The 21,754-nt window shown below is 49.3% G+C and carries 8 protein-coding genes and 2 pseudogenes; 4 read left to right on the top strand and 6 right to left on the bottom strand.

Translation table 11 applies throughout. The annotated features are described in order from the left end of the window. The 4 genes and pseudogenes from RTU33_RS18930 to RTU33_RS18915 form a co-directional block, all read left to right on the top strand. Positions 1–185: pseudogene (locus RTU33_RS18930) on the top strand (hypothetical protein); the annotation flags it as partial. Between the two features lie 107 nt (positions 186–292). After that, the gene (locus RTU33_RS18925) at positions 293–499 is read left to right on the top strand and encodes a helix-turn-helix transcriptional regulator (RefSeq protein WP_071996437.1); all 207 of its coding nucleotides are present in this window, start codon (positions 293–295) and stop codon (positions 497–499) included. Positions 500–594: 95 nt separating this feature from the next. After that, the gene (locus RTU33_RS18920; RefSeq protein ID WP_058771415.1) at positions 595–1,218 is read left to right on the top strand and encodes a hypothetical protein; all 624 of its coding nucleotides are present in this window, start codon (positions 595–597) and stop codon (positions 1,216–1,218) included. Positions 1,219–1,385: 167 nt separating this feature from the next. After that, positions 1,386–1,831: pseudogene (locus tag RTU33_RS18915) on the top strand (inovirus-type Gp2 protein). Between the two features lie 423 nt (positions 1,832–2,254). Here the strand turns inward: RTU33_RS18915 and RTU33_RS18910 are convergent. From RTU33_RS18910 to RTU33_RS18885, 6 genes are all read right to left on the bottom strand, one after another. Then, positions 2,255–4,909: a DEAD/DEAH box helicase family protein gene (locus tag RTU33_RS18910; protein ID WP_017694600.1), complete on the bottom strand. Its 2,655-nt coding sequence runs from the start codon at positions 4,907–4,909 to the stop codon at positions 2,255–2,257. Next, positions 4,899–6,800, bottom strand: a complete 1,902-nt coding sequence (locus RTU33_RS18905; protein WP_312629391.1) for a hypothetical protein — start codon at positions 6,798–6,800, stop codon at positions 4,899–4,901. The genes RTU33_RS18910 and RTU33_RS18905 overlap by 11 nt, the downstream gene beginning before the upstream one ends. Then, positions 6,797–8,179 (bottom strand): hypothetical protein, encoded by a 1,383-nt coding sequence (locus RTU33_RS18900; RefSeq protein WP_312629390.1) that lies wholly within the window; start codon positions 8,177–8,179, stop codon positions 6,797–6,799. Before RTU33_RS18900 ends, RTU33_RS18905 begins: the two co-directional genes overlap by 4 nt. 180 nt (positions 8,180–8,359) lie before the next feature. Further along, on the bottom strand, positions 8,360–10,483 hold the full coding sequence (locus RTU33_RS18895) for an ATP-dependent helicase (RefSeq protein WP_087827328.1): 2,124 nt from the start codon (positions 10,481–10,483) through the stop codon (positions 8,360–8,362). Beyond that, a complete protein-coding gene (locus RTU33_RS18890) occupies positions 10,480–16,821 on the bottom strand; it encodes a DEAD/DEAH box helicase (RefSeq protein ID WP_312629389.1) in 6,342 nt (2,113 codons plus the stop codon). Before RTU33_RS18890 ends, RTU33_RS18895 begins: the two co-directional genes overlap by 4 nt. Continuing rightward, the gene (locus tag RTU33_RS18885) at positions 16,821–21,752 is read right to left on the bottom strand and encodes a class I SAM-dependent DNA methyltransferase (protein ID WP_312629387.1); all 4,932 of its coding nucleotides are present in this window, start codon (positions 21,750–21,752) and stop codon (positions 16,821–16,823) included. Before RTU33_RS18885 ends, RTU33_RS18890 begins: the two co-directional genes overlap by 1 nt. Positions 21,753–21,754 lie beyond the last annotated feature (2 nt).

The raw sequence follows: 21,754 nt of genomic DNA, 5'->3' as shown, positions 1-21,754 counted from the left end.
CGAACAGGCCTCGTCGTGAGGACAGAATTTGTCTACGGGCGTGGGGTCAGTCCACCGAAGCCATTGATAACCTGCGCTACATTATCAGCTATCTCGCCAAAGAAGAGCAAAAGCACGGTCACTATCACTACGGAGCCAGTGAGGTACCGCCCCCCAGTGGACTGGGGCGTCCTCGCACGCTGTAACTCACGTTCTGCACTTTTTAACGTATCAATCCATTGATGTGGAAGGGCTGGTAGTAACGAGCAATCAACCACCAGCTCAGAATAATCCCACAATGGAAGACAGCATTATGACAGAACAAATTTCTTTGCTTGATGACCAACTGGTGGATATGCGGTTCCTCACGAAGCTAACGGGACTTACGGATAAATGGTTCTATAAGCTGATTAAAGATGGTGACTTCCCCAAACCAGTCAAACTGGGGCGCAGTTCTCGCTGGTTAAAAAGCGAAGTAGAAAACTGGCTTCAGGAACGCATTAACCAGTCCCGTAAATAACACCACTCTGACCTAACCCCCGGCAAAAAAATAACTATCCGACTCGTTCGGAGGTTTTCTGCTGTCTGTCATTAAAGCCAGAAGGAATATGAACAATGAAAGATTACAAACCACGTTACGAAGAACTTTATAAATATTATCAGGTCTGGTTGACTGATTTTACGAAGCTGACGGTCAGATCGGGTATGTGTCACCAGAATATCTACCACCATCATACCCTGACGGTTGGCAGCCTTAAGTTTCCGGGAGAGGAAGAGGTTATTGCTATTGTCCCCCAGTGCCTGCACCGGATTATTTATGGCAGAGCAGCAGCCCCACTGACTGTTAATGATGACCTGAGTGTCAGTTTATTTACCCAGGAGCATCTGCTGGCTCACCATCCAATGCTGGAGGGGGTTTTGCTGTCTGAGTGCGTGCGTTTAAAACAACGCCCTCTGGCAAATAAGCTCATCAGTCTGTTCCGCCAGTTCGGCGGTAGCGAGCTGCGTCTGAAGCTGGTCTGGCTGTGCTGGTACGATTTGATGCTGGGTAATTGCCTTGATGACTGGACCGACAACCTCAGGTTCAAAAAAGACAAGGAGATGGATATCTGGATCAATGACCGGCAGGCTGAAAACCCTGCGCTGACCAGTCTGATGGACGAGTATGTCTGCTTTGCATGGCGGACGACAGCGGAGCCACTGAATCAGGCTTCATCCATAGTCATGCAAGGGATTTGAGGGTTATTGGGGAGTGAAAATTAATTTAGGTTAATTAATATAATTAATAGGCACTCCCTTTTTACAACCATCCTCTTAATCCATGCGGTTCCCCCAGCCATGGCTCTTCCTGAAGGCCAGGTGCATTCCATTGACTGGCCCTCGCCAGCACTAAAGAAATTCATCCTATGCAAAACAAACAACGATGGGAGCCAGACTGGTTTCGACAGTCACTTCTGAACAACCATATCGACAAACTGATAGAGCGCTATTCCTGCCTGCTGGCACTCCGAACAGATCTGTTTTACCAGGATCATACCGCTAAGTTTTTCCTGCGGGATCATCGGCAACTCGAATGAGATATCCGAAAGCTGATGAACCGTATGATGCAACTCGAAGCGGTGGTCGGTTTCTTCTGGGTTATCGAATGGACAGAAGACCACCACTACCATGCTCATGTCGTGTTCTGGCTGGATGGTAGTAAAACTCAGAATACCTATCCCTGGGCACAGCAAGCCGGTTTGTACTGGTGTATATGACCAAAACCCAGCAGAAATATGGGCTGTTACTGTTCGGTTGCAATGAGGTCCCCGAACGACCTTCAAGCAGACGGCCACGTAAGAATGTCTTCTAAGTAAGGCAATTTTTTACGCCAGCATCTCATCGTGTGAGAACCACACTACTCCCACCCTCATAACACCTTTAAACCATCCAACCGCACGGTGTCTGTCAGTCCTGCTGGGACGGTTAGACCTGCGAATTGTCTGGTAGGAACCAATACTATTTTTGCCAACTCCTTGATTGCTTTCGACGATAACGCTCTGGCCCCCTCAGGGTCAGGATGATTGCCGACAAAGAAAACTGAGATTTATGCTGGCAGAGCTGGTGTCTGCACCACTGTTTTTTTCTGGCACTGCGTTTTATGTAAAAATGATTGCGATGGAAAAAAATACTGCCTGACCTGTGGTGTTGTGACCCCAGTTTCTATTTAAAACAGTTTCCTGCAAAAAACTGCTCGTAACCACCTGATATATTATTACCGCATAAATGATAAACACTACTGATCAAACTTGGCTGGGTAAGGATCTTCTTTATCTTTATCCTTACAAGGATGCCGTAGCCATTTTTGCCAACCTTGAGGATCCTCCTGAATATCAATTTCGCTGTCAAAATCCTCCAGCTCGCAACTATCTAACTTCTCTTCAACACTGTGTTTATGGCGTATAAATGATGCCAACTGATCCTGGTCGAAGGTACCTGCAAGGTAGGGATAATTGATAATCATCTCAGCCGCCCCCTGGACTTGAAGCATTGTATTGATTCGACCAAAGAGGCGATCAACCCGTCCATTCCTCTGCTCGTTATCACCAGGAGTCCAGGCGATGCCATAATGATGAACTTGATGGCATTGAAGATGAAGATTCACGCCTTCCTGCAACACAGAGGTTGCTACCAGCACATTAGGGAAGAAAGGTGAATTAAATCCACGAATTAAACGTTCGCGATTTTGTGACTGCCCGCTGGCATACCAACTTGGACTACTCAAGCTAGTGAACTCGCGCCAAGTATATTGAGTATTATCTAGTTTCTGACCAACAATTTTTACGCATAGCGTTTCGAAAGTTTCAATGGCAGCCACAAAATAACGTAGCATCAGTGATCCATTCAATTTTGGGGTGACCCATTCTACAAAATGCTGATATCGCTGCTGGACCTCACCTGTTTGAGGTCGACGGTTGAACTCTGTAAACCAGCAATAGAGCTCAATGATCACAGGGCTGGCAAACAGGTAACCCGTGCGAAGATAGTTGGCAAAGTTCTCAATAATTGCCATACCGTTAGGCTGGTCACGCCACTTAATCAATTGCTCTTTTGCTGGCCGCGGCAGCTCATGAAACATCAATCCCCAGGCTGTGGGCAATGCACTGATATATTTGATTTTCTTAGCTGATGTCGACTGCTGCAGCCGGGCATCTCTCGCGGCATCACCATAGCTGTCACGTTGACGTTCACCAGACTCTTTGCGGTAATGATAATGATAGGTCCCGGTCGTACCATCCAATGCAGGCTCAAGAAATAATGAAAAGAGGCTTTCAGGGCGACGGAAACGCAAACTAACGTTGGCGCAGTCGGTACTGCGCAGGCCCGTTTTCTTCATAACAAATAGCTCGGCAATTTTACTTGAAAGCTTTAGCTCGTTATCCGTTTCAGGCTCATCTGTCTCCCCGTCCTCCAGCATATGCTCATCAAAATCGGACTTTTCATTGGATTTTTCCGATAAAAGCTTAACAAAAATATCTCGGGACCAACCCGACTCTCGCCATTCTGCCAGCGCCTTTGCAGGTAGCTGCCAGACATTCATCAATCGCTCAGCCATTATTTCATCATAACGTGCGTTGATGCGCTGAGTAATTTCGCGCACAGATGGTATTCGACGAACAAAAACCAAATGCTTACTACAATGTAGCGGCTGAGACTGCTTGAACGGATCACTGGTAAAGCAGGCCTCTACCAGCGCGTCGTATTTGGGGTGATCTGGAAAGCGGTTATAGATATCGTGAAACTGCCGGGTCAAGCTATTGAGCAGAGCAGAATCCGGCGCGTGGTTGAAGTCATTATGGATTTGCCCCTCTTCATCACTACTATTATCCCGCTCACTTGCGGTACTGCCCGTTGATTCAAACCCTTCAAGATAGCCATATAGCATGCGCCTGCCGCCACCTGCCTTTTTCTCTTTGTCCAGTTGAACCACGAGTTGTTTCTGATATAGAGCAAAAAACAACTCAGCATCCATCTTATTAGTAAAACTGGAAATGCTAGCGCGCTCATGACGATATTCATATTTGCTGTGGCTGCTCTCTCTGCCCTGCATTTTGCGCAGTCTGCGGATGGCAAAATCATTCATCAGCGCACGGACATCATCCTCTGCATAACGTTTTGGCATATCACTGAAGTAGCTAAATATGTCATAAAGATTTCGCGATGCTGAGTGATTAGGGGTTGCCGTCAACAGCAGTACATTGCTCCCCAGCCGGTCCTGCGCATCACCAAAGAAGGCCTGAGCGGCGGCGGCGCGCTGTGATCCGCTTCGGTTACGAAAGTAATGCGCCTCATCTATTATAATTAAGTCAAAACCTTCTTTTCCAAGAGCTTGCTTAATTTGCTGACGATATAACACGCCATAAGACGCGGCAGCGTTTAAAGCATCTTTTTTTTCATCTGGAGGGACCAGACCGCTTAGTGAATGGATAGTAGTAAGGTAAAAATGGTGAGAATTTTTCTCCACAGCGGCCGCCAGCTCCGCCAGTCTGCCATGAATTTGTGGGGCATATTTTGTCTTGCCCTCTAAAGAGGTAAAGGCATTATGTTCAGCCCGATAGTGTATCTCTGTGAAAATGCAAAATTCTCTCTCCCAATTATCACAGAGCGTCCTGTTAGGTGCCATAATCAGAATGCGTGCATCAGGTTTTGCCTGCCATAACAACAACATTACTCCCATCGCCTGATAAGTTTTCCCCATGCCGACTTCATCAGCAAGGAGTGCCAATCGTTGTTTATTCAGCAAATTCCACAACCCAGCCACCCCCTCAGCCTGCTTCGCCGCCATGCTGGAAGCACCGGATTGATACTGCCAGTGCATATCAGTCGCATCGAAATTCATCGCGGCTGAAACCTCAACCGGAGTAATGTTCTGTTTTAACTTATTCGCCATAACTACAGTCTTCCCTGATAGCTGCGAGATAACGCAGGCTAGCGGCATCGCTAGTTAGAGGTGGAATTACAACCTGTAGAGACTCCCACAAGTGCACAGCCACAGATATGGCTTCAGCCCCTTGTTTGTGACGGATGCTTTTAACACGCTTTCTTGCCAGAGCGGCCAGAGTGTTAACTTCTTGGGCCAGAAACCAGTTAAATACTGGCTGAGTCGGTTGATTTATACGCTCCCTGGCTATTTCAGCCAATTCCTGTAAGCAACCTGGTTCACTGAACAAACGACAATACAGCTGAGTGCCATCGTCCGCGTCTGCTAGCCAGTTGCGCCGTTGTTGGATAGCCTGAAAGAGGCGGAAATAGCTAGTGGCATCTAAATTCATGACTTGCGCCATCCCTTCACTTTGCTCTTCATCCTGCGCTCCAGCACAGCGCAGCATAAGGCGATCACTCAATGCGGGATCCGCTGAATTCAGATAGCTGTTAAGTAAGTCATCTAGCGACTTAAAGCTCAACGCACGCCGGTGTTCAATACCGCTTTCAACGATCATGCCCTGCCAGTCGGTTATTCCAGTTCTACGAAGGGTATAAAAGGGGTTATCCAATACGGCATTGCTTTTTAATACCGTCAATTGCCGCGGCGATTTCAGACCTATACCGGTAGCTTTCCATACCAATTCATTTGCCCCGTTGATACCGGGCAATATCAGTTGATAACCTGACGCAGTCTTACCACCGAACCATTGCCCGGAAATCTGATACTCACATCGAGTCCAGTCAAAAATAACGCTCAGATCGAAAGGTAGAAGTTCATGCGGCTCCAGCGCCTCTTCCTCCAACAATGCTTCACAGGCGAAATTCTCTTCATTAACATCATCCCATTCTTTGCCGCAAATCGAGATGTTACGAGAGACCGGATGCACAATTCCCGCTTCTACATTCCAGTTTGCCTCAGGTAAGCTGCTGCAACCCGGGTTGGTGAAATTCCAGGACCCCACGGCAAGTTGCATACCGGTATTGCTTTTCGCCAGCCAGAGCTTGGCGTGGGTCATCAATGCCCTATCGTCCTTGGGCACTGGAGAGCGATACACGGTAAGCTTTTTATTTGTAATCATTGCCTGAATACTGTCACTCCATCGAGTGCGGATATAACGTCCCTCAACCAAATCCGGAACCAGTTCTACGAGCACTTCATGCCCAATATTGTCGATAAACCCTGCTAAATCCTCAGCAAGATAAGGCGACCAAACACTGAGTGTATGAATCTCACCGCCGTTTTTTAATGCATCTAGCAGTGTGCAACCAGCCAAACTGTGAATAAATGACCAATCAGGATCATCACCGAGAAACTTGCGACGGGTTGGGAAAAATTCTCCGTCATTCAGACTGTTATCAATTGTGGTAAAAAATCGTTTTACCTGCTGGTATTGGGCATTACTCGCAACACAACGAAAATCCACAGTTTCTTGATTTCGCCCCCACCCACTAAGCGTAAGGTTGGCACTGCCCGCACCCACAATAATCTTTCTGTAGTGATCTTCGAGATAAAATACTTTTGGGTGAAATAGCCCGCGCTCTTTATCCAGATAAGACTCTTCGCTTTGAGCCAGCTTACGCACCGACACCGGATATACCGCAATGGAGGTACGTTTCGGCTTTTCTTTCGCAATCATGCGCGGATCGCAGTAGATGCGGAAATCAATACCACTCTCATTCAGCGCACGCTGCAGACCTTCGTAATCCATACGACTAACGGGCGGGTCCATACCCAACACAGCAGGAAGTACCCACGTTTCAACAAAAGAGATATCCAGATTAAAGGTGGTGAGCCAGACACGTTTCAACATTCCCATATCAGCAATTTGCTTTTTGAAGACATCTAACAGCTTCATGCAGAATGCCCCCATAAACCGTTCAGCAAATGTCTGAACTGTGGTAGATAATAACGGTTTACCCAGTCGCTATTCTGACGATCTTCGCGTAGCGAACATGGTGGTACCTGCAGCAAAATATCATCACCTTCAAGCATGAGCCACGGGAACTGCCTCCTCGTCTCCATTATCTTGTGATGATAATCCAGCAAGCCTCGAACCTGATCTTCCAGCGACGGCATACTGGCCAGTGCTAATAGTTGCCTAAATCGTCTGTCGGGCGTACCGGAAAGCGAGGAAAGGAGCACATCATTTTCCAGAAGCTGAGTCGCCCTTTGTGGCAGATCAAGTTCAGTCAGACCGCGCACCTGCCAGAATTGACGAAATTCTGCCAATGTCTGACTACTCTGTCGGCGTAAGCCTGAAAACATCAGGTCGATCAGGGATAAAAATGGCTCCGCCTGACTGATATGTTGTAACGCCCTAAGGTCACTTTCATTCATTTCAGGCACACTTTTTGCCTCTTGCATGGCACGTTTGAAAACTTCAGCATCTGTAAGCTCTAACTCATCCGAACGCTCCTGCTTGAGTACCCGATAAATAGCACCTGCCGCATATTTATCTAACCCCGTTCTTTGTAGCCAAAATTCCCGCGAATAATCCCCGACCATTTTCGGATCGCGGAATGCCTTTACATACGCCTTTTTTAGGCCGACAGGAATATCTTCGTAAAATGGGTTCAAATCGCGCTTATGCGAAACCTGCATTAGCGATTGCATATAAGTTATGGCCGCTGCATGTAATTCTTTCAGCTCTGGTACATTTCGAATAAATGCCTCTGCGGCTTGCCACACAGGCTTGTTTTCCGGTAGATCATAATGATAATCAGCAGAGAAAAACTGCATTTTCATCATTGGCGATTTATAGCGACCATTGGTACCAAGAGCGATCTGATTAGTCAGTAACTCACTACTTTTTTCATGACCAAAAAATATCTGAGGATTTTTATTTGCAGCGTTCCATTTAGGTCGGGCTTTATTAATACCCTGCACACCAGTGAGAGTGACGCCTCTTTTTTCAGCCGCCAGCATAGAGTAGATATAGATATTTTCCAGATGGATCAGACAGGCAACTCTAAACTCCTGTAATTGCTTTTTGGGATACAGACCTTTCATCGCGCCTGAAGTTTGCAGCTTTTCATCGACCAGTAGCTGGCGCAATACGCTGTGATGCAGCAGATTCAGCGTGTATTGCCGTACATCATTTGCGATAGAAGTAATACGGCTATGAAAGATGTCCTGCCCCCAAGACGACCAGATGACTAATTGCCCAAGCGGATCAACATTCAACTCACCCGTTAGCGAGTCATCGTATTCAGTCAGAAATTTCTCGATGTACATCTCGTTTCGTCAGTCGCTTATGCCCACAGGGCTAACCACACGCAATCTGTGCACTGCGAAAGCCCTTCCATGTTCCACTTTCTTTCCTGGCACTTACCAAATCAGCAAATCAATGGCCGATATTGATAAGTGCTAAAATACAGATAACCAGAAGCTGTAGCTTCTGGTTATCTGGCTGGATTACTCGCTTTCAGGCTCCAGTAAAAAACTAGGTTTACCGTAAGACGAAACAAACAATCCTTTTACCGCGCGCGTTGCAGCCACATGGAGCAACGCTCGTTCATTAAATAATGCATCGCGCTGTTCTACAGGGTCATCAGATGCAATTGCTTTGACTTCCGGCACAACACCATCGTTGATGCCCGCAAGAAACACATACTGGAACTCCAACCCCTTAATGCGGTGCATCGTTGCCATACGCACACCAGGGCGTTGATCACTATCACCACTATCCTGACCTAAATTATAGGTCTCGATTCCAGCATCATTCAGAGCAGAAGCATAACGCTCGTAAGCATGCTTCGTACGAGCGGTAATGCAGATATCCTGGGAACGGACATCATTGGCTAACAACGCCTGAATTTGCTTGATAATCGTCGCAGCCTCTTCTTTAAAATCTGAAGCATGAGTGATCATGGGTTTTTCACCATGAAGCAATGATAAATAATCGTTGCTGGCATCAGTTTCACCATCCAGGTTGTCAACCTTAACGCCGGTTAACAACCCGACAGCAAACTGTCGCGTCTCTTCTGTAGTCCGGTAGTTAATTTTCAGTTTTTTACTACGGCGCCCACGAACGTTAATCCCACACTGACCTAGAACGACTTTATTGCGGTAAATACGCTGATGTCCATCACCCACGATAAAGAGATCGTTAGGAGACTCTGGAACCAGGCTACGAATAAGGGTAAAGGCCGGTGCGCCTATATCCTGAGCTTCATCGACTACGATACTGCTATAAGGCAATTGCACCTGTTTTTCTTTAAACAGAATGATAGCCTCATGCATGGCATCTCCCATCTCTCGCAGTTTGGCTCGCGCCATTTGTGCCCGGAACTCTTCAAACACAGGCCAGATTTTCGCGCGCTGAATACGTGATAACGCCGTGCCACGACCAATACGGCTCACCTTCAGATATTCTTCACGACTGTAAACTGCATTCGGCTGAACAACACGTTGCCACTCTTCAGAATAAAAGTTATCCGGTAATCCCAATTCAGCAGGGACTTGCTGCAAGGCATAGTTCCAGCATTTACGTCTTCCTTCATCGCTGTCATACACCACGCGGAAATCATATCCATGGCGTTTCAGTTGCTCGCTCATCCAGGCATCAATGTTAACAACTTCAATACGCGCCATCTCCTCACGACTACACAAACGCTGGAGGTTGGCGCGAATATCCGCCGCCAGGTTACGGGTGAAGGTTGTGAACAGAACTTTTTTACCGGGTTTATCGGCCAGGCGTTGGGATAACCAACGAGCACGATGCATCGCAACAACTGTTTTTCCCGTGCCTGCACCACCCAATACACGTACCGGACCATTTGCCGGAGACTCCACCAGTTTTCGCTGGCTCGGGTGCAGGAATACACGCCATTTTTCCAGTGGCGCATTGAGCATTTGCAGTAGCTCCTGTTCATTTTCAACGACATGGAAACGACGTTTACTTCGTTCCATCGCCTCAATAAAGTCGTTGGTATCAACAGGCTCATCACGGTGATCGTTAAACTCCTCCAGCACTTCCTGGTAATCCAGACCTTCTGCCAGCCAGTGTAGGGGTTCCCAGGCTTCCGCAGGCATCACACTTTCCAGCTGATTCAGCCCTGCAGTATCTACAAGAGCCATCACTTGCTCAATAAACACAGGAGGAATGCCCAGCGCGAGGATCTGCTCTGCCGTATAAGCAGCAAAGAGTTTGGGTTTATCAACAACGGTCGGCTCGGGGGTAGGTTTGATATAGCTGGTATCAATCACCTGAATCGCACCGGTTACCGGGTGAATCGCACATTCGTGTCGCCGCGCCCAGTCGTAGGCTTCGTCGTGCTTATCCACCCACATCAGCATATACAGAGCACCCTGCTCAGGTTTCAGGACGATCCCCCGGTAGGTTTGGTCAATACGCACAGAATGCACATTATTGCTGCGTGCATCGTGGATCTTTTCGTAGTTCAGCCCATTACTCGTCGGATCCTGGCGGAACTTGGAGATGAATTCCTGGACCTTTTTTTGCTGCGCTTTAGGAATCCGCGCAAAAGCCCCCAGAAAACCATCAGAAAGTGCCACCTTTGGCGTTGGAATCGTCATTTGTCACCTCCGGACAGATGCTGCAATGTATTTTCGTCAATTGGCCCGAAAGCAACGTGCCAACCCTTACTTTCGAATAAAGCAGTAAAGCTCTGATTATCGATAATCAGGGCTTGCTTTTGTAATGGCCAGGCGAGATCGGCTTCCGCAATAATTTCGCCATCGTCATCCTGTAATTCATATCCGACTGTCGGTGCCGGAAGCGATAACGACTGAAGCAAAGCGATTTCTTCTGCGCTCAATAAACCAAACTCAAGTATATCCGCCCAGCTCTCGTCAGGCTGAATATCCACTACCACCGAAGTCTGCATTTTTACCGCTTCAGGCTTCTGCGGTAAATGGACCGCTTTACGGCTGGTGAATGTCATATCTGGCAGGAACTGCAGTAAATTCACCATCCACCAGAAACCATTAAATCCGGCTTCATAGCCATTATCCTGGGGATAACGATCGTCAAAGCAAATATGCAGCCTCAACCAATTTCGCATTTGTTCAATGCTTGTCGTTGATTTAATGGCTTGTTGCGGTACAACAGCTGCCAGCTCAATGAACTGTTGTGATGAACTACAGCTATCCAGTAAACCTCCAAATACAAAAGGTTCATCAGGCAAAAGTGCATTCAACCGATAAGCGGGAGCGTTCTCCTGCATTTCATAGGCATACTTTTGTTTGGCTCCGGTATCCTGCGACTTTTTAGGATCCAGCCACACCCAAGCAAAGGCAGCAGCCATTTTCTGCCATAGCAGAGTTTTATTACCGGGATCAGAGAGATAATCGAGTAGCAGTGCAAAACTGTTTCTCTCCCTGAATGAACCTTCAAGCGTAGCAAAGTTTGTATCATGGAACGGGTTATAAAACTTAGGCTGTTTCATATCCGGGTTATGACCAAGCCCCATAACATTCTGTACATGTTTAATACCTTGTTCTTGAAGGTCTGCCCAGGTCACTGTCCATACCCAAAAATTACCGCTGTCTTTAATCGCCTGCCGTTTTTGGACATCATCCGACACGCTATCTTTATGAAAAGCAAAACCATCCAGGAAAAGTGCTACCGGTTTTATCTTTTCTGACTGCATCAGAGGATAGAGCACATAATCTGGTCGGCTAAGGATGCCTACTCCTTCTTTAACCCCTAAATCAACCTGTGCTTTGAGATGCCAGCTCATCGCCGGTTCTGTACGGGTATTAATAATCCAGCCTGCATTCTGATGGGCATAACTCCGGCTCACGAGAAGATTTTTGTTATCCTGCAGGCAGTGAATGAACCGTTTTTCCAGTTCACTCCCCATCATGGCATCAAGCGAAATGTTTTTGATGGAATCAATAACGCGTATAGCAGCACTGGCCTTCAGGATTTTCGCCAGTAAGAGACGCGCCTGATCTCTTGATACATACTTCATACGCCCGCGGTCACGGTAAGCGTAAACACAGCGATAGCAGCCGTCTTTATGCGTATCATGGTTGCAGCTGCATTCCACTAGCGCCTTGTAGGCCAGCTCAAGTAATTTCAGCAGGTTGTCAGGTGTACGCATCAATTCTTTGAGTGAGCCGGTTCCCCCTGGTACGGTGTCGTAAATCACCAGATACTGACGCCAGGATTCGCCCTCATTTTCCGGCTCGCGATACACCACGCCTTTCAGATGATCCACGTTACCTTTGAAGTAATGTTTAAGCCCAAGCTGAATGGCTGCCCCTAGGGAGGCTTCCACCACGCGATCGTTGCTGTAGCTGGTCACTGGCAGCAGGATACGCAATGCCTCAGATTCCAGTTGGCGATAAAGGTAGAGATAATCTTCAAACTTCGCTTTTTCGGGTTCAGCGCGATATTTACAGCTCAGGTCATGACGTGGTTCATGATCTCGAGGGCGCTGCACCATGCCGCAGCCGAGGCAAACTTTAAACCCGGTGCGTTTCTTTGCCTCTCCTGCGATCATCAGCTCATTGGCATCATCCGCCATTTTGCCAAAGTTGATATCTCGCAGAGTCACTTTGCTCAAAAACTCAAAGCCAAACGGGATTTCTCCTTCATCAATAGCATAAGCGGCCGATACATCCTCTTTTTCGAAGCTGACCAGTAGCTGTCGCTGGAAGAATGCCGGTTCGCGACTATCGCTCTCATCACTGATCTGGCTGTCACGCGCGCTTGAGCGGGCATAAACCTGACGAAGCTTCAGTAATGTCGTTTTTTGCCCGGCATCAGCCCAACCTGGTGTGCCGCATTTTGGACAGTATTTATGCTGATCGCCAGTCTGATCGATATTCTCGCTGTAGTTACAGTGGCTGCAAATACGCCAGTTTTCAGGCTCAGACACTTTCAGATCAATCTGTTCGATTTCAACTTTATGCCCACCCGCATAGAAGTTATTCAACGGGGCAAGCTCAGCCAGCGCCGTTGAAGCCGGACGTTCGTATTCGTAGGTCGTGTTCTGATACTCACGCGTTTCCCCACCGTCCTTGCGCCGCCACAGCACAGAACGCAGCGTAATACCGGCCTCCGGGAAGGCATAGTTGGGAAGTAATCCTTCATCGGTGAGGAAATTAAGCGTTTGCTTGTTATTGATCTGGTTCACCAGCGTCATTAGCGCCTGACGTTCCGAAGTCAACTCGCGCATATCGCTGTCAAAGTTTTGATCGTGCGGGTCGCTATCCAGCTTGTCGATACTGCGCTTGAGTTTATCAATTCGGGAACGCAACGATTTGCGATCCTCCACCAGCAGTTTTAATGCTTGTTCGATACGTTGAACCAGAGAACGCTGCCCTGGTGCCCCTTGCAAATATGACAGTAACTGTAGACGAGTGTCTTCCGTAAGATCAGGGAAGATGGATGAGAACTGCTGAGCAATATACACATGATGCTGATCAATATAACGCAGGAAGTTATAAGGGAACCCAGACTTGTGTCCAAACTCCAGCTCGTCCAGCATCTGCTTCACGTTTTTGCTGATAGCAGATACCGGAACACCTGTTTTCACCCAGTTGTCCATGCAGAATGCGGCCAACTGACGCTCCAAAATAGCCGTTGCGTTCAGGAACACACCAGGGGCCTGTACCTGCCCTTGCATCATCTCCAGAGGCTCTTCAAAGAAGAACTGATCGTGCGGGTTCCCCTCAGCCACCGTGATGTTAAGTGCATTGCCGTCTTTACGTCCGGCACGACCAATACGCTGTAAGTAATTAGCCTGCGCGGGTGGAACAGAACAGAGTAATACTGTAGAAAGGTCACCCACATCGATCCCCATCTCCAGCGTCGGTGTTGCCGAAAGCAGGTTGATATTCCATGGCTGACTACCACGATAGAACGATTGTTCCGTAGCCTCACGATCTTCACGGCTCAGTAATCCGGTATGCTCTGCCCCCTGAACACGCGCGATGTCCATATTATCCCAGTGCCAGGTCACAGCATTTTCAACTTCCTGATAGCGGCCTTCACAGCGCAGAGAAAGACATGGCGCGTTTCGCCAGTGCCACCCCTGATCGGCCGGTGCCCGAACAACCTCACGACAGCAAGAGCAGTTTAGCTGAACAACATCTCGGCTCACTACCAGCGCTGAAGGTACTAGCCCCCAAGCTTCTTTGCCTTTTGTGTCAAAGTCTTTTACCAACCCGGCCATTTTCAGTGTCGCAAACAGACGTCGTAAAACCGTCTCGGCCAGGCTGCTGATAAACAGATTATTGCCGTTGCTGAGCGTTCGGTTGATCCAATGCTGATACCAGCTGGGGTTAGATTTCGCACCAATCAGGCGATGGAAGCCATTTATTTTTTCAAACGAGGCATAGGCGGGTTTACGCGTTTTCGGACCAATAGACGGCATATAGCGCGAAGTTCGCTCCTTCTGCGTCATCATAAAGGTCTTACCCTCACGCCGATAACTTTCGAACGCCGGATGCAGAACAGCTCCCGCCTGCCGCTGATGCCAAAGGACGCCAATTACCAGGTGTGCCACTTGCTCAACGCTAACCCCAACCATTTCATCACCCAGCTCTTCGACAAGCTGTTGGTGAAGCGCCGTTATCGCTGAATTGAAACGTGCAATATCAATTCCTGCAGCTGCGTAACCGGTGGCCTCCAGCGTACGTCCAATTCGTGCGCGTAGGGTAAATTCGCTGTATACCTCCCAGTCGAGACGAAGAGAAACCAGCTCCGGTAAATCGGAACTCTCTGCCAGCTGGCCTTCGTTCTTCAGCGTCTGGTAATCGTTCATCCACTGCATGTTGGGCGCGATGAAGCTCGCGGCAAAATGAGCATCATCCGGTGAACGTTCACGCGTCTGCTGGCAGACGCGTGCCGCAAAGGCATCCAACGGTAACGTTTCTTTTTCACCCAACACGCTGGCGATTTGTCCGCGTACCATCAACGGCCAGGTTCGGGCGGTAAAGAAGCTGGCGCGGTGTGCGGCATCCTGTACCGAGTCAGAAAACGTAATCAGCTTTTTATGTTCGTTGAACTGGCTGCCATAAAGTTGATGGATCATCACCGCCGACAGGCTGGCTGCCTGCGACCCAAGAATCGAAATACCCTGTTTGCTGTTGCAGTACGGACATTCGTTAGCAAATTCCAGCTCATCCTTACGCTCTTTGAGCATATCCGGGATGAGTACTTGTAGCAGATCAGTATGGCCACAATGCCCGCACTGTACGTTAGTCTGCTTGTTAAGCTTTAAACAGGAAGGGCACAGTTTCTGGTGAACACCGCTGACCGGTTTATCGTTGTTATCCGGGAAGGCAAGCACAATAGAACGGCCTTTTTCGAAGAACTGACGATAAATACCATCCAGGTCGGTTTCGAGTTGAACACTCTGACCATGTCGCAGGCTCGCCCAACCGGTAGCATGGCAGTCACGACAGTGAATAACGGGAAGATAATGTTCGCGATCTTCCACCGCGACATCATCGGCAAAGACAAGCTCAGGTGTTTTTGACACGCTGGCAACCAGGCGGCGCATCTCGCGCAACCACAGCTGAGAACGTAGTTGCACAAAAGGCAGAACGGGACGCGCTTTATTCGCCTGCAGGCGCTTTTCCCGATCTTCCTGTTTTTCTGGAACCTCCAGGCGTGCCTGGGCAATTAGTGCCAGAATGCTTTGCAGCACGCGGGTTGCATGCCCGGCGCTTTCCGCCAGCATCACCTGGAGATTTTCCAGGCACTGCTGTTCCGACAAAATTCCCCCCTGCAAATCCTCAAGGAGTACGTGCAGGATGCTGTGGCGACGTAACAGTGAGCCCAACTCAATACGCTTTTCACGTCCGAGATCGCTGTCCAGATCGGCAGGTAATTGCAGTGAACTATCCGGGAACCACAGCGGAATTTGTCCGTTCAGATAATCTACCGGGCTGGCGTACGCTTGCGGATCCAGCACAGCGCTGGCCTCCTGGCCCGGATACTGACTGTACTCAATGGTATAACCCTGCAGATACTCTGCCGCCGTGTAGCGATCTTCGCGAATAACCGCGTCATCGCTAAACGGCTGATCAAAGATCGTTTTCGCGTAATCGAGTAGTTGTCCCAGTTCGTCACCTACGGTAGCCGACGTCCCCACGCAGGCAAAACGCTTGTCATCGACACCAATATGATGCTTTAAGCGGCGCACCAGACAGGCCAGATCCGACCCCTGGGCACCATCAAACGTATGCAGTTCATCCACCACCAGATAACGCAGTGACCCAGGCTGGTTATAGCGCCAGAGTTTCTGATCGCCGGGGCGCATCAGCAGGTAATCCAGCATCTTATAGTTGGTCAGCAGGATATCCGGCGGGTTCTCACGCAGGGTATGTTTGCAGGTGATGACTTTATCCGCAGACATCTTTTTGCTGGGTTCGATTTCACTGTCGCCGACAAACAGGCCGACAGTCACTTTGCCATGTAGTTGCGGATCGCTGGCGATGGTTTTAGCGAAACGGCTGGCCTGATCGGTTGCCAGGGCGTTCATCGGGTAAATGATGATCGCTTTAACACTGGCCTCTGATGCCCCAGCACAATGGTTAAGCAGCGGGAACATAAAACATTCCGTTTTACCGGAACCCGTCCCGGTCGCCACCAGCGTCGGCTGAGGCGTCTCGATACCCAGACGCTGAAACGCCTGCGCCTGATGCGCGTGCGGTGGGAACGGCAGCGTCAGGTTAGGGAAGAAGTTCAGCGGTAAGTCACTTTTACGAAACGGCAGCTGAGCGGAAAGATACGGCCCTTTCAGCAGCGTTTCCGGCTGGGACAGAAATTTCTCCAGCATCGAGACGTTATTATTTTCTTCACCATTAAACAGCGGGCTGTTAAGCGGAAAGGCAGCCCGTAAAAAGGAAGCAACGCTGTCGGCAACCTGCCGACTAACAACGGAAGGCAGCATCAGGCGCTCTCCTTATCTTGTGCAAAGAATGACCAGGCGACTTTATAGTCGTCTTCACGGTCAGGTTTGATAAACGGTGCCTGCCAGGTGACGGTTCGGCGCTCGCCTTCATCGCTGCGGGTATAGTCATCAAAAGTGACGCTGACAGTGCCGGTTTGCAGATGCTTGACATCATCCCAGCCGATAGCTTGATCGGTACAGTCGCCGCCGGTCCATTCAGGGCTATCGACATCAAAGACAAAACCGTTTTTCAGGTCGGCTTTACGCGCGGTACGCGGCAGGCCAACGCCCACCAGCCCTTTACTTGGGGTAAAGATGATGCGGCCATTTTGATCGTACCAGGTATCGGCTTCGTTTTGTCGCATTACCGGAAACTGAACGCGATAGATGGTGAGCAGTTCTTCGAGGGTTAATTCCAGCGCCTGCGCCACCAAAACGTCAATTTCCACCAGCGCTTGGCGGCGGCTGTAATCAGAACGCAAAGCACAGTTACGTTGCCATTCTGGAGTCAGGTTGGCGAAGATGTCCTGTGGTAGCTGCAGGAGGTTGCGGCTCCAACGCTGAGTGTTGAAATCTGGGGTATAGCAGGATTGCCAGAGCTCGGCGTATTCACTTGAAAGAGCATTTAATAATAAGGTCCTTATTTTTACACCAAATATTTCTGTATAAACGAACCCACCGAGTTGCGCACCATACAGATCTGATTTTCCAGTTGATTTCAAAATGAAATCATAAACAATTGAATGTGAAAGGCCGGTGAAATTAACCAGAATATTAGTTGACTCAAACGCTGTCGCGACACATGTGTTGATGTTTGCAAATCCCTTGGGAAGAATTGCAGAGATAAAAGATCTCTCAGAAGACCCACCAAACATTCTCCTGTTAACAAAACGATAATAATCTGTCACCTTTTTCGGCTCATCTTCACCCTGTTCAGTCCACGTAACTCGTGGGGTACGCTTAGCATATTCTTGAATGTCACATGCCGGAATGTAGTTTGTTCGCGGCAGATAGTCATCTGGGAGGGTTAATAAATCCAAGCAATCATAATGACTATTAGCTTCACAAATAGCCCTTGGTGTCTTGTTGAAAGGATTACCCACGAAGAAATGGGGACCTGACAATACCCATTGATAAGCATCTTTTGGATACATTGTTTTCCGCTCGATAGTGCCATCAAGTTGCTGGTTTGTTTCATGCCACATTTCTAGAGAAAAATACTGGCCTTGCAAATCACCTAATCTCCTCGGCTGATTGGCAAATTTTTCCAATACCGCGACAAGTTGTTCTGCATGCAACGCGGGAAGACGAGCCTGTAAAGCCGGAGTATCAGCTTCATCATATAAACGAGCAAATAATGCTAGCTGCTCTTTTGTAACTTGTATAAGCCTGGATTTATGACCTTTAGTATTCCATCGGCTGTAGTATACATCTTGTATGTAACCTTCCTCTTTAATTCCACCAACCAATCCATCGCCTGAATGTTCAAAGCATTCATCAAGTGTTGAGGGAATAAAAAGATTATTTATATTAATAAATCCCACTTCGTTCGATTTGGTAATAGAGTAAACATGTGTACCAAATTTCATTCGACCGTGATCATTTGTTCCAATAAATAGAGAAAACTCATTTTGATATTGGCAATGCAGACGCAACCTTGGATAGATCTCTTCTCTTAAGAGGCCTCCCTTAGGATCGTCATACACACCCTCTGGGTGAACAAACCCTGCCATGCCTTTCTGCGCCCCTAAGCGCCATGCCTGCGGCAGGAAACATTTATACAGATTGGTCTGCACACCACGCAGCACCGAGTAGTTTTGCTGCGCATTCAGGAAGTTTTGCATCCCCTCACAGCCTTCATACTCGCTGCGCCATGCATCTTCCAGCGCCGGAATGGCGTTAAAGGTATCAGCACGCAACATTGCCAGCTTCGAGGCGCTGAGCTTACGCAGCACAAACTCCGGCTCGTAGTCGCCCAGCACGCCAGCTTCCTGCCATTCCACCTTCAGCCACGGCGGGTTTCCGAGCATCAGGTCAAAGCCGCCGCGTTCGGCGAACAGATCGCTGAATTCCAGATCCCAGTGGAAGAAACGATGTTGCTTCTTCAGCGCATCAACAATCGCCAGACGCGGCAAATGGCGGAACAGCACATCGGTTTTCAGGCGACCAGCACCGGAAAACAGCGAAGACTCTTCACGCACCATGCCCTCGTCGGCAAACAGATCGCCGGTGGCCTGTTCTGCGGCTTCAGTGACTCTTTCCGTGACGACAATACCATCGAGCAGAGTCTCCATCTCCATCAGCCACATGCCGCGATCCGGCAGTTCATCCGCTTTGTCGATTGGCCAGAACCACAGCGCGCACCAGTAGTCCATCACCCAACGCAGTTTCTGATAGCTACTGTTATCTTCAAGGCGACCGCTGAAGGTTTCGTCTTTACTGCTTAAAGAAGAGCGGACTTGGGCCGTGTTATCCGCAGGCCAAACCGGGTAATTGTCGGCGGTTTTCTGGCGCTCGGCTTTCAGCTGCTGACGGAACGTGTTCCAGAGCGCTTCTACTTTGCCGCTAATGCGCTGCACATCGGCAATCTCATGCGGTGCAAAGCTTTTGGTAAACTCTTTGCGCCAGCTGTCCAACGCTTTGAAATCATCCGGATAGCGCTGCTTAACGGTTTTGTCGCTGTAGTTGGCCATGCCGCTGTCCGGCAGCAGGAAGTGGAAAATCTGCTTCTCTTCGCGTGGAATATTCATCGCCAGCTCGGCCGGTTCGCTGTTAAGCCAGCTCGGATCTTTCGCTTTTTTGTAGGTCAGCTCGCTCTTGTTGAACACCTGACGCCGCGCCCCAACCAGCGAGTTGCCGCAGTGCAGCTGGTAGCCAAACCACGGTACAAATGCATCGCCGCTGATGGCGTTCAGCCACAGCGACACTTCCGCCAGCTCCACCGCCACCGGGTTTAAGTCCACGCCGAATACGTTGTTGTCGGCAATGTACATTTTCACCCGTTGCAGCTCCTGGGTGTAGCGATCCTGAGGAATGCGGCGACCTTCCGCCTGCTGTTTGTGGAACAGGTAAGCTTCCGCCAGCTGGTTGATGGCTTCGTTAAGGAACGCCGCGCTGCCCATCGCCGGTTCGCACACGGTGAGGTTTAAGATGGCATCGGCTTTGGCATGCGGATCGGTAATCGGATCAATCTGCTCCTTAAACAGTTCTTTCAGGGCATACTTGACTAACGATCGGGTCAGTACTTCCGGGGTGTAGTAAGAGGCTGATTTTTCGCGGTCTCGCCCGGCCATGCGGTAGATAAAGCTGCCTTTACGGTGAATACGCAGGCTGCCGTCTTTTTCGTAGACCTTCTCATCGTCGTGGTATTTACCGATCTCGTCTTTGCTAACGAAATAGCCAGTCTCCAGCTCGTTAAACTCTTCTCCAGCTTTTTTCACCTCGTAGAGGTCATCACTGGCAAAGAATCCTCGATAGGAGAGCAGCGCTTCATACACTGCACCTAACTGGTTGATACCCAACTGACGATAGGAGATACGCCCCCGGCGGTTGAAACGTCCTTTACCCGGGCGGCTTAACGACATCGCCTGAATAATTTGTTGCAGGGTTTCGTTGCGAAACACCACGCGGTTAAGAATACGGGTGTTACTCGCTTCAAACAGATGGCTTTCAAGGCGCGGTACGCTGAACTGATGGCTATGAATAGTGATCCGGTCGCCGCTCTCCAGGTCGCCCTGCATTTTCACGCCGCCGCTGTAGCCGTCACGCACCAGTTTGAACAGCATATTCAGGCTATCGTGGAAGTAGCGCCCATTGCGATCTTCTTCGCTGGTCAGCGGGATCATCTCCAGATCGCGCAGCGTTTCCAGGCTGTAGCCCTGTAGATAGGTTTTGGCGGTCATCGGCGCATAGCCCAGTTCCGGGCGCGCTTCGATATAGAACAGGAACAACAGACGATACATATACCGCAGGCATTCGCGGCTCAACTCATCCGGGTTAATAGCACGTTTCCCGGTATAATAAGCCAGCTCGTTGTCGATGAGATAACGCATCGCTTCATTACCCAACAGCTCAATGCTCTCACGCAGGGCATATTTCAGATCTTCCGACACGCCAAACGCATGTTTGTGCGAATTGTCATCCAGCGAATCGAGATATGGCGCACCGCTGCCGGGTAACAGCGAGTCTTTGTGTAACAACACCGACGTCGCTTTCAACGTATCCGTTTCACGACGGCTTAAAATTTCTTCAAAATCAAAACGCAGCAGACGGTTTTGCGCCCACTTAGTACGATCCAGCAATAACAGCTGGCGATTGCCAAGCAGCAGTACAAAACGCGGCGGTTCATTTTGCGTGAAGACCACCGTGGAGAGCAGATCCTGCCAGCTACGGTATTCGCCGTTCGCTTTTTTACGCAGACTGTCGCGCTTATGTTTATCGGTATCTGCCGGGAACTGCGCGGTCAGCAGCGACAGCGCCAGCGGATCCAGCGTTCCTTCATCCTGATCATGTGCTTCAACAATCCACAGCCACGGGCTGCCGTCGGTACTGTTGTAACGAGCCAGTACCGGCAAAGGCGTATCGTCATCCAGCATCTGAATGTGCGGATTGAGTTCATAACCCAATGCCTTTAACAGCGGCTGCCAGCGAGTGCGCTGATCGGCAAGACGCTGCGGGATCTGGCGCTGTTTTTCATGATCAGTGAGTTTGCGGAAAAACTCTGTCGCCAGGCTGTTAAGCTGGTTCCACGGCGCGCGGTAGCCCGCCTCAACCTCTTTGCCCTGTTCACGGGCAGCGCGTTCAGCTTCACGAGCGGCATTTTCCTGCTCAATCCAGGATTCCAGGACATCGCGAATATCGCTGGTAAAGACTTCGCCCAAATAGTGGTTAGAGTAAAATTCGTTTTCGTTATTAATACCGACCAGCGCCATAA

This window comes from Scandinavium sp. (assembly GCF_032012665.1).
In the GTDB taxonomy this organism is placed as follows: domain Bacteria; phylum Pseudomonadota; class Gammaproteobacteria; order Enterobacterales; family Enterobacteriaceae; genus Scandinavium.
The sequence above is the reverse complement of the archived record's forward strand: the minus strand, read 5'-3'. Positions and strand labels throughout refer to the sequence as shown.

Coding starts and splice junctions, on each gene's coding strand:
- RTU33_RS18925 (WP_071996437.1), top strand. CDS start 293: ATGACAGAACAAATTTCTTTGCTTGATGACCAACTGGTGGATATGCGG.
- RTU33_RS18920 (WP_058771415.1), top strand. CDS start 595: ATGAAAGATTACAAACCACGTTACGAAGAACTTTATAAATATTATCAG.
- RTU33_RS18910 (WP_017694600.1), bottom strand. CDS start 4,909: ATGGCGAATAAGTTAAAACAGAACATTACTCCGGTTGAGGTTTCAGCC.
- RTU33_RS18905 (WP_312629391.1), bottom strand. CDS start 6,800: ATGAAGCTGTTAGATGTCTTCAAAAAGCAAATTGCTGATATGGGAATG.
- RTU33_RS18900 (WP_312629390.1), bottom strand. CDS start 8,179: ATGTACATCGAGAAATTTCTGACTGAATACGATGACTCGCTAACGGGT.
- RTU33_RS18895 (WP_087827328.1), bottom strand. CDS start 10,483: ATGACGATTCCAACGCCAAAGGTGGCACTTTCTGATGGTTTTCTGGGG.
- RTU33_RS18890 (WP_312629389.1), bottom strand. CDS start 16,821: ATGCTGCCTTCCGTTGTTAGTCGGCAGGTTGCCGACAGCGTTGCTTCC.
- RTU33_RS18885 (WP_312629387.1), bottom strand. CDS start 21,752: ATGGCGCTGGTCGGTATTAATAACGAAAACGAATTTTACTCTAACCAC.